Origin of the sequence: Tritonibacter scottomollicae (genome assembly GCF_003003215.1) — a bacterium.
Lineage (GTDB): Bacteria > Pseudomonadota > Alphaproteobacteria > Rhodobacterales > Rhodobacteraceae > Epibacterium > Epibacterium scottomollicae.
The window spans coordinates 1-7,869 of the sequence record NZ_PVUF01000038.1; the positions used below are offsets into that span (position 1 = coordinate 1).

Consider the following 7,869-nt stretch of genomic DNA (forward strand, 5'->3'; position numbering starts at 1 on the left):
AGCACCTTCGCGGCGACCCCGACAAGCCCATTGTCACTGGATGCGTCTACAACGGCAAAAACAAACCGCCTTACGAGCTCCCGGAGCACAAGACAAAATCTGTCTTCCGCAGCGATAGCCACAAGAGCTCTGGCTTCAACGAGCTGACGTTCGAAGACGCGACGGACAATGAAAAGATCTATCTGCATGCAGAAAAAGATCACGAACTGCATATCGAGAACAACCGCGCCAAACGGGTGGACCGCAACCAGTCCGAGTCCGTCGGGAACAACAAATCCATCGAAGTCGGGAACAACCATCACGAGGTGATCGGCGGCAACATGACGGTGATGGTGGGGCCGAACAAGCTTCAGTCGGCGGTAACCTCTGCCTTCAAGAAGTTTACCAGTGCAATCGGCGACATGACCAGCAAGCTTGGCCTCCCGGATGCGCTCAACATGGGTGAAGGCAACCTGATCATCGGCGTTGCCAAGAACAAGGCAGAGACCGTGATGGTCAGTTCCACAGAAGTTGTCGGCGCGGGCAAAGCCGTCACAGTCGGGGGGGGCTATCAGACGGTTGTAGGGGGCGTTTTTAATCAATCCATCGGGATCGGCGCGTTTGAAGAAGTCGGCCACAACAAGTCCGTTGTTGTTGGCAAGGTGTTTGAGGTCACCGTGGGCAAGTCGAAGCTGGTGATGAGCGAAGACGGCGTCATCAACCTCAAGGGTGTGAAGGTCACGATCGAAGGCGATGAATCTGTCACGGTCAAGGGTGGCCGGATCGACCTGAACTGAGGGATAAGCATGGTGCAATACGGAGACAGCGGCTGGGTGGTAAAAGCCGCGCTGCGCAAAGCGGTACGCGACACGGAACGGGATCGCTTTGTTGCGGAAGCGGGCACAACTCCGTCGCACGCCTTGGATGAGATCGCCTTTGCCCCGCAGGTCCAGCGGCGCAAAGTGGTCAGCCTCATGAAGGTGACCCGTGACGCGGGACTCGATCAGGAGCAGCTGAAGACACTCACCACCATGGCAAAGGCGCTCATGCAGTGCGGTCTCGGTCTCGGTGCCATGGGATCGGTTGCAGAGGCTGTGCTGTCGCCCCACCAGACCCATTCCACGGATTTATTAGATTTTTTTACGCCGGACTACGGCCAGCGGGACAGGGACTAGCCCGTGAGCCTGCTGCTTGATCTGTATTCCCCCCTGAGGCCGCGCCGCACGTGGCAAGCTGCAGATCTGGGGGCCAGGGCTGGCGCGATCACACAGGGTGCGCAGCATGTGGACTTGACGCTGCCGCAACATTTGTTGAATGCAAATCGAGCCTATGCGGATGAGGTCTATGAAAACCTCATGGCCTATGCGGCGCAATTGCATGTGCTGGGCGTATTGGCCGGTGTCATTGACGGGCCGACCGAGGAATACCGTGCTGCGGTTGCCGAAGCCGCAGGGAGCTATTTCTCCAACCTGATGGAACGTTCACAGCGCGAACACTGGTGGGAAAATTCGTCACCGCTTGATGGTGCGGCAACGGTTCTCGGCTGGTATTATGAAGGGCTTGGCATCGCAACACAGCAGATTCCGGTTGAAGCAGTTCAGGAAATCGGCCGCAGTTGGGAGAACACCGGCGAAGACCTGCAATCCACCGATCCGGACAAACTGATCTTCAATCTCGGAGCAGATGCGCTGTCCTCGCTCTGGGATGCCTGCGAGGCGCGCTGGGAGGAGTTCTGGGACGATTTCGACCGCGAGGGTCTACTGTCCGCCATGGCCCGGCTCAAGGCGGATGCCGACTTTCTCGCAGCGGAACTGGCGATAGATATTGCTCTCGCGGTCGCTACGGGAGGAGTTGCCACCGGTGTCAAGATTGTGGCCAAGCGGCTGGCCGGAAAGGTCTCTCGGGTCGTCATTCGCGCCGCAAATCAGGCCGGGCGTGCGGTGCCTGACAGTGCGGTCCTGCACAGGATAGACCTGCCTGATACGGAGATCGACGACCGCATCGTGCGGCAGGTCCTTGACGAGGACAACCTGCGTACCGGTTCCTCTAGGGGTGATCTCAGTTCCCGCGCTGAAGTGGACAATCCCGGTGCAGAGAAACCTGCAGGCGGCATGGCAACCAGACTGACGTCCAAACAAGTTGGCGATTTGGCAGAGGATCAGGCTCGGCGTGATCTGGTCGCACGAGGATATACCGATCAGCGGGTTATCCAGAACCCGCAGGGCAACGGTGTTGATATCATCGCCCGGAATCCAGAGACTGGCGAAGTTGTCTTTGGCGAGGTCAAGGCTAATTCGGCGAGATTGAGTCCGGACCAAAGCTATAGAGGTGGGCCGGACTACGTCAAAAATCGCCTGAATCGCGTGATGAAGCGGCAAGGTGAATGGGCGAGTGCGACGACTCAGCAAAGGAAAGATGCGGCAAGCGCAATTCGATGGTTGAGAGACGACCCAGCTTTCAAAGAAATCAAATATGATGTTGACCCAGAGATCGGTGCCACCACTAACTACCGCGAACGCACCTGGGATTATAACCCAGGTGAACGTCCCAAGCGGATTACTTGGCGCAACGCGGAGGGTGCGCCTGTCACCGCCTCCGGAAAACCTAAAAAGCCTCCTGCACGCGGGCCGCCGGACGACCGATAGAGTAGCGTAGATTGAAAACATAGGCATGAAGAATATGACAGTTACAGTCGAGAGCATCCTGCGACACATCGAAGACAAGTTTGCGGGCTGGGTCGAAGACCAGGACTTAATCAAAGAACTTGATTTTCAAAACTTGCAGAGTTTCTTGGATGATGAGCCGAAGGCGAATTTGTCAGTCGGGGATGACATAAGCCGCACCGCTTATATGTACCTCAAGCGCTTCATCCTGGAGAACCGGGGCGTATCGCCGGACATGGCGCAGATCGCGCTGGCCACCCGCCTGTTCCTGCCGGAACTGCGCTATGCGATCGGGCTACAGCACCTCAACACCAACAGCGGCGTCAGTTTTCGCGGCGCGGTCACCAGCGTCATGATGGCGGCCACCTTGGGCTGGCGCGAGCAGACCGAGCTTCAGGCCCGGCTGGTGCTTCAGGAGATGGGCAAACATGCGATCCAACGGGGGAAGTTCCGAGGCGGCGGTGTTGGGCAAGTCACCACATCCCATAGCTTCCCCTATGCGATGATGGATATCTTCAAGGACTTTCTGAGCGCAGAAAACACCAGCACCATGACCGTTTGGCGCGATGACGTTTATCAGGACTATGTCGGCGGTCACAAAGGCTGGGCTGACTTGGCCGACGGGGGCTGGCGCGCGCCGGATCTGAACCATTTTCTGGACATTTTTGACGCTGCAACGGAGTACCATGTCTCGCAAAGCAAGGACATGGAATTTCACGGCAGCAAATACGATGATGATGGCCTGCAAGAAACCCACTACGAGGTCGAAGAGGACGCCTTTTGGTTCTATCCTGTCATCCTCTTCACCATTCTGCGCCTGCGGGAATGGGAGGGGTTGGCGAACCCGGCCCATTTGAGCCACGACCTGTTTCAGAAAGGGGTGTTTTCCCGCCTGCCGACAGCACCCGATTGGCCGCAAGATCCGTTCTTTGATGCGGTTGAGACCAAGTTCCTGTCGGAATTCCCAGCTACACCCACATTGGCCCAACTTCCGAAATTGCGCGCAGAGCAAAGCTGAGAGAGCTAACGATCAGGTAGGTAAATATGGCCGCCAGAGGGCTCGAGTATCTGTCCCATTCCCAAGGGCAAAGCCCTTGGCATCGGGAACATTGATTGGGCAGATAATCAGCCACGATCCCGCGACTGGTCGTCCCACGAGGGCTGCGGGAACAATCCGACAGGACTTTGGCTCGACAAAGCGCGGCGACAATGCGACGGCCATTGGCAAGCTGGGTGATGACGGCGATCAAGGCGGCCATCTGGCGGCCCACCGCTTCTTCGGCGACACGCCAGACGAAGGCATTGCTCCACAGGCAGGTAACCTCAATCTGGGGGCCTGGAAAACTATGGAGTATGAGTGGGCCAACTGGACAAAAATGGGATATGAGGTTGATTTCAAAATCGACACTTATTCGCCAGGGGCCGACAGGCCGGATCGGTTTATCTCAACGTATCGTGTTAGGGACCCAAGCACGGGTAAGATCGTATGCATTGGCCAAGGAAAATTCAAAAACAAAGCTGGACAGAGCTTTAAGCGGGCGACTTGGCGCGACATGCAAGAAAATTATAGGAGAGATAAATGAGCGAAAGCATTTCAAGCACTCATAAGTGCGGTAGTCGAAAGTGAGGAAGCTTTTTCAATTCCTTGGAGCAGTTTTGCTGTGGTATTCACACTTGACCCTGATGGTGATCCTATCCAATCATACGGACATCTTTATAAACCAGATTCTGACTTTGAAGCAATCTCGGCGGATCTAATCGCTACAGAGGAACCAGTTGCTGCCTACCTCCAAAAAGTATTCGGCGACGCCCAACCGCCGATCAAAATGCTGCTTCAGTTCGACCGTGTCTCGGGCCGGTTCAACGTCCAGTTCGAGGATAAGGACGAAAGCCGCTGGCAGGTACGCCCGGCAGACATTCACGGATATATCGAAGAACTTCGCCCCAAGTTTGACCAATGACACCTGCCGAAGAGGTCCAGGCCAGAAAGCTGGCCAAGCTGATCCTGCCTTCCATCCCCGGTGACTACGCTGAGGATGCGGTGGCGATTTCGGCCTGGTTGTGGCTGTCACCGGACGGCAAGGGCGCCGGCGGTGGCGCGCGAGCCTACGATCTGATCGGCCATTCCACCGGCTTCAGTTTCCCGATTAAACCCTTGTTACCAGTGCTAAACACGCTCCGCGCTGTTCACCCGGACTATGAAACGCGGCACTGGAAGACGGCGCTGCTACAATTCGGGCGCAAACTGCATGAATTGCGCCTCAGCTATGAATACGAAGATCCCTATCGATGGATGGTCACTGAGGCGAATTTCAAAGACGTTCTGCTCACGCTAAGACCGCCGTTCTTGCAACCAAATCAACCTTAGGATTGCAGCGCACGCCAGCCGCGGGACGAAAAAACGACATCGGATCAGGCTCGGCGTGATCTGGTCGCACGAGGATATACCGATCAGCGGGTTATCCAGAACCCGCAGGGCAACGGTGTCGATATCATCGCCCGTAATCCAGAGACTGGCGAACTTGACTTTGGCAAACCTGTTGTTGGGCCGGCATGGAGAAATCAAGAATGAGAGACCGCATTGCAAGCGCGTCTTTTTGGAAACAGGCACTTACCTTCCAGGAAGAAGACATAGATTTTTTTGAGCGATCTTATAAAAATAGATCCGAAACACCATTTCCGTCGCACGGAAACCAGGGGGCTAAAGGGTTGCCCCTTCTGACCAGTCTCTTCGAGATGTCACTCCTCCTCTATTCGGCGAGTTCTCCTATGGAAGAAGTCGTGGCACCTGGCCATCGTGCGGTGACAAAACACTTTCCGGAAATTGTCTCTAATTTCGGTACCAAGATGCCTAATGGCGTTCCGTGGCACGGGTACGACGTAACCCACCGCTTCATTGCGCAACTGATATTGTGCAAGGCAACCCAAGCGGAAGCAGCGGCCTTTTTCGAAGCTCTAGATCAGTTTGACCGGATTTGGGATGCTGGTGGCTACGATCAGATCTGGGCGGCCTCCCGACGGCATTTCGGCCTGCCGGAGGTTCCCGTCACCAGTGATGTGCATTGGCCCGAGGCCTATCGAAACCTGTGGCTGGCCATCGACCCCGCAGAGCCGGAATTTGCCCGCCCCCATCATCTGAAAAAATTCCTGGATGGCTGGTATGATGAAATGGCCTCTGAGTTGGCAGCCCAGACCACCCGCGGTGAGAACCTAGGAGAAAACAGTACCTACGTTGGCTACTGGTGCCTGGAAGCAGCCGCGGCCTCGGTCGCGTTTAGGATCGATGATAGAGAATTACGCGACCATCCCCATTACCCCGGTGAATGGGCCGATTGGGCGAGGAGGTAGCTTCGAGGCCGCACCGTTGTTATGAGTAGGTCGTTTTTGCAATCAACTTAATCTTGGGAGTGAGTGTCATGCCTGCTGCGGGACGAAAAGAGGATATCGGGTCAGGCCACGATGGTTTCCCACCGACACCAGCCACGTCAGGAAGCGGTGATGTCGGTATCAATGGGAAGCCGGCGTTGCGTGAGGGGGATGCTTTCGCGCCGCACGCAAAGCCCAAACACCCGCCGCACGGGCGGGCGCTGTCGGCTGGATCGAGTAGCGTTTTTATCAACGGAAAGCCCGCTGGCCGTGTCGGCGATGCTATCGATTGCGGCGGCGCTGTCGATAGCGGCTCTGACGATGTGTCTATTTGAGGGTGAATGGGTTACGCATCGCCCTATGGCGCATTGACTGCGAAACGGTTTTCTTTTTGAAACTCTTCGCACTGCTCCGGACACACCAAAGTTGCTGTTGGTCTGTGCGCCGCCAAGCGATACACTATACGGCACTGAATGAGTTCGGCTAGGTACCGACGCTGCGCTCGCGGCAAAGGGCGGCTGTTTCAGGTGCGCATGCAGCACAAGTCTCCCTCCGTGCCGCCGGTTCATGCGACTTTGCAAAGGTCACTATCTGCGCTTCACGGACGTCCGTCCAGGGCGCAGCCTAGCATGGCTCATCGGCGGCCTGCTCGACCTCGCGACCGGCCCAGAGCCGCCGCTCGCGAGGGAGTTCGAATGCCGCGCAAGCGCCCGTATTGCGGACATTCGCGCAGGACGCAGCATTTGACCATGGATGGATGACTGCACTGCCGGACTTTGTTGACATTCGCTGCACTTACTCCAATGTCCGTTGTCACGCTAATGCTGAGGTAAGAACACATTGGAACTTCCTATATTTGAGTACTTCCCTGACCCAATCGAGAATGGTTGTATAATTAAGAAAAACACACGCTGCGCGTGTTGTGAGCAGGAAAGATCCTTCATGTACGTTGGCCCCATTTACTGTGTGGATGACGTAAGCGAAGTTTGCCCATGGTGTCTCGCCGACGGCTCTGCCGCAGCGAAGTGGTCAGCGATTTTCAACGATCTCTACGATATACCAGAGGGCGTTCCCCAACACGTTGTTCAAACAATAGATTCACGAACCCCCGGTTACTCGACTTGGCAAGGAAATAGATGGTTGTTCTCGGAAGATGATGCTCTCGTGTTTGTAGGTGAAGTGATTGGTTCAACTATTGTAAGAAAAAACGAAACGGAGAAAATTAGTGCATGCCGCAAGGCTTTAGGTGACTGGAATTTTCCCAACGACTTTGACCTGTCCGACGTTGTGATCGGGGGCCAGCCAGCGATTTATCTGTTTCAAAACAAAAAGACAGCGGAATACAAAGCCTACGCTGACATGACCTAGCCGGTTCAAGCTATCAGACATTCGCTGTGGTACAGAACATCAGTCGGTCTTGGGGGGCGTTGTTGCGCAAATCCCTGAGGATTCATCTCGTGGATCCAGCATGCTAGCTGTGCAGCATGAGCAGACCTCCAACGATGGTTGCGGGAGCTCGCATTGGTCACTGTTTCATTTCAACCGAGAAGGAGAGTGCGAGACCTCACTTGCTCCAAGTCCAATGAGGTCCGGAGTCAGCCCAATCACGACTTTCATGCAAGGCGCAGCGGAGACTCTTCTGCAAGCGCGAAAGACTTCCCGGGAGCGGACATTCTACTCGGCCTCAACGACGTCATACAATCACTCCAATGTGATTGCACCGTTGGGATTTTCCCCACCGGTAGGGATTTTCCGCCCTTGATCCTTGAGGCGAGACAGATATGCTCCCGCTCAACTTCTGGGGTTGTGTTTTATGAATGTATTTACGCAGGACGCCCGGCTCGGGCGTCTGACGACTGTG

General features: G+C 55.6%; 10 protein-coding genes. All 10 read left to right on the forward strand.

Going from position 1 to position 7,869, the window contains the following annotated elements; all coding sequences use genetic code 11:
• Positions 1-776: bacteriophage T4 gp5 trimerisation domain-containing protein (locus CLV89_RS22720; protein ID WP_423837303.1), on the forward strand; the 776-nt coding region annotated here is incomplete at its 5' end.
• Positions 777-785: 9 nt separating this feature from the next.
• On the forward strand, positions 786-1,154 hold the full coding sequence (locus CLV89_RS21650; RefSeq protein WP_106165668.1) for a hypothetical protein: 369 nt from the start codon (positions 786-788) through the stop codon (positions 1,152-1,154).
• Positions 1,155-1,334: 180 nt separating this feature from the next.
• Positions 1,335-2,624, forward strand: coding sequence for a hypothetical protein (locus CLV89_RS21655; protein ID WP_133166782.1), 1,290 nt, complete (start codon positions 1,335-1,337; stop codon positions 2,622-2,624).
• A gap of 34 nt (positions 2,625-2,658) precedes the next feature.
• Positions 2,659-3,660, forward strand: a complete 1,002-nt coding sequence (locus CLV89_RS22825; RefSeq protein WP_207796991.1) for a hypothetical protein — start codon at positions 2,659-2,661, stop codon at positions 3,658-3,660.
• A gap of 76 nt (positions 3,661-3,736) precedes the next feature.
• Positions 3,737-4,225, forward strand: a complete 489-nt coding sequence (locus tag CLV89_RS21665; RefSeq protein WP_165798189.1) for a DNA/RNA non-specific endonuclease — start codon at positions 3,737-3,739, stop codon at positions 4,223-4,225.
• Positions 4,226-4,303: 78 nt separating this feature from the next.
• Positions 4,304-4,603 (forward strand): hypothetical protein, encoded by a 300-nt coding sequence (locus CLV89_RS21670; RefSeq protein WP_106165671.1) that lies wholly within the window; start codon positions 4,304-4,306, stop codon positions 4,601-4,603.
• Positions 4,600-5,010, forward strand: a complete 411-nt coding sequence (locus CLV89_RS21675; protein WP_106165672.1) for a hypothetical protein — start codon at positions 4,600-4,602, stop codon at positions 5,008-5,010. Before CLV89_RS21670 ends, CLV89_RS21675 begins: the two co-directional genes overlap by 4 nt.
• A 200-nt stretch (positions 5,011-5,210) precedes the next feature.
• The gene (locus CLV89_RS21680; protein ID WP_165798190.1) at positions 5,211-5,990 is read left to right on the forward strand and encodes a PoNe immunity protein domain-containing protein; all 780 of its coding nucleotides are present in this window, start codon (positions 5,211-5,213) and stop codon (positions 5,988-5,990) included.
• A 68-nt stretch (positions 5,991-6,058) separates the two neighbouring features.
• Positions 6,059-6,343, forward strand: a complete 285-nt coding sequence (locus CLV89_RS21685) for a PAAR domain-containing protein (protein WP_106165674.1) — start codon at positions 6,059-6,061, stop codon at positions 6,341-6,343.
• A gap of 505 nt (positions 6,344-6,848) precedes the next feature.
• Positions 6,849-7,376, forward strand: a complete 528-nt coding sequence (locus CLV89_RS21690; RefSeq protein ID WP_106165675.1) for a CbrC family protein — start codon at positions 6,849-6,851, stop codon at positions 7,374-7,376.
• The last annotated feature ends 493 nt before the right edge of the window (positions 7,377-7,869 follow it).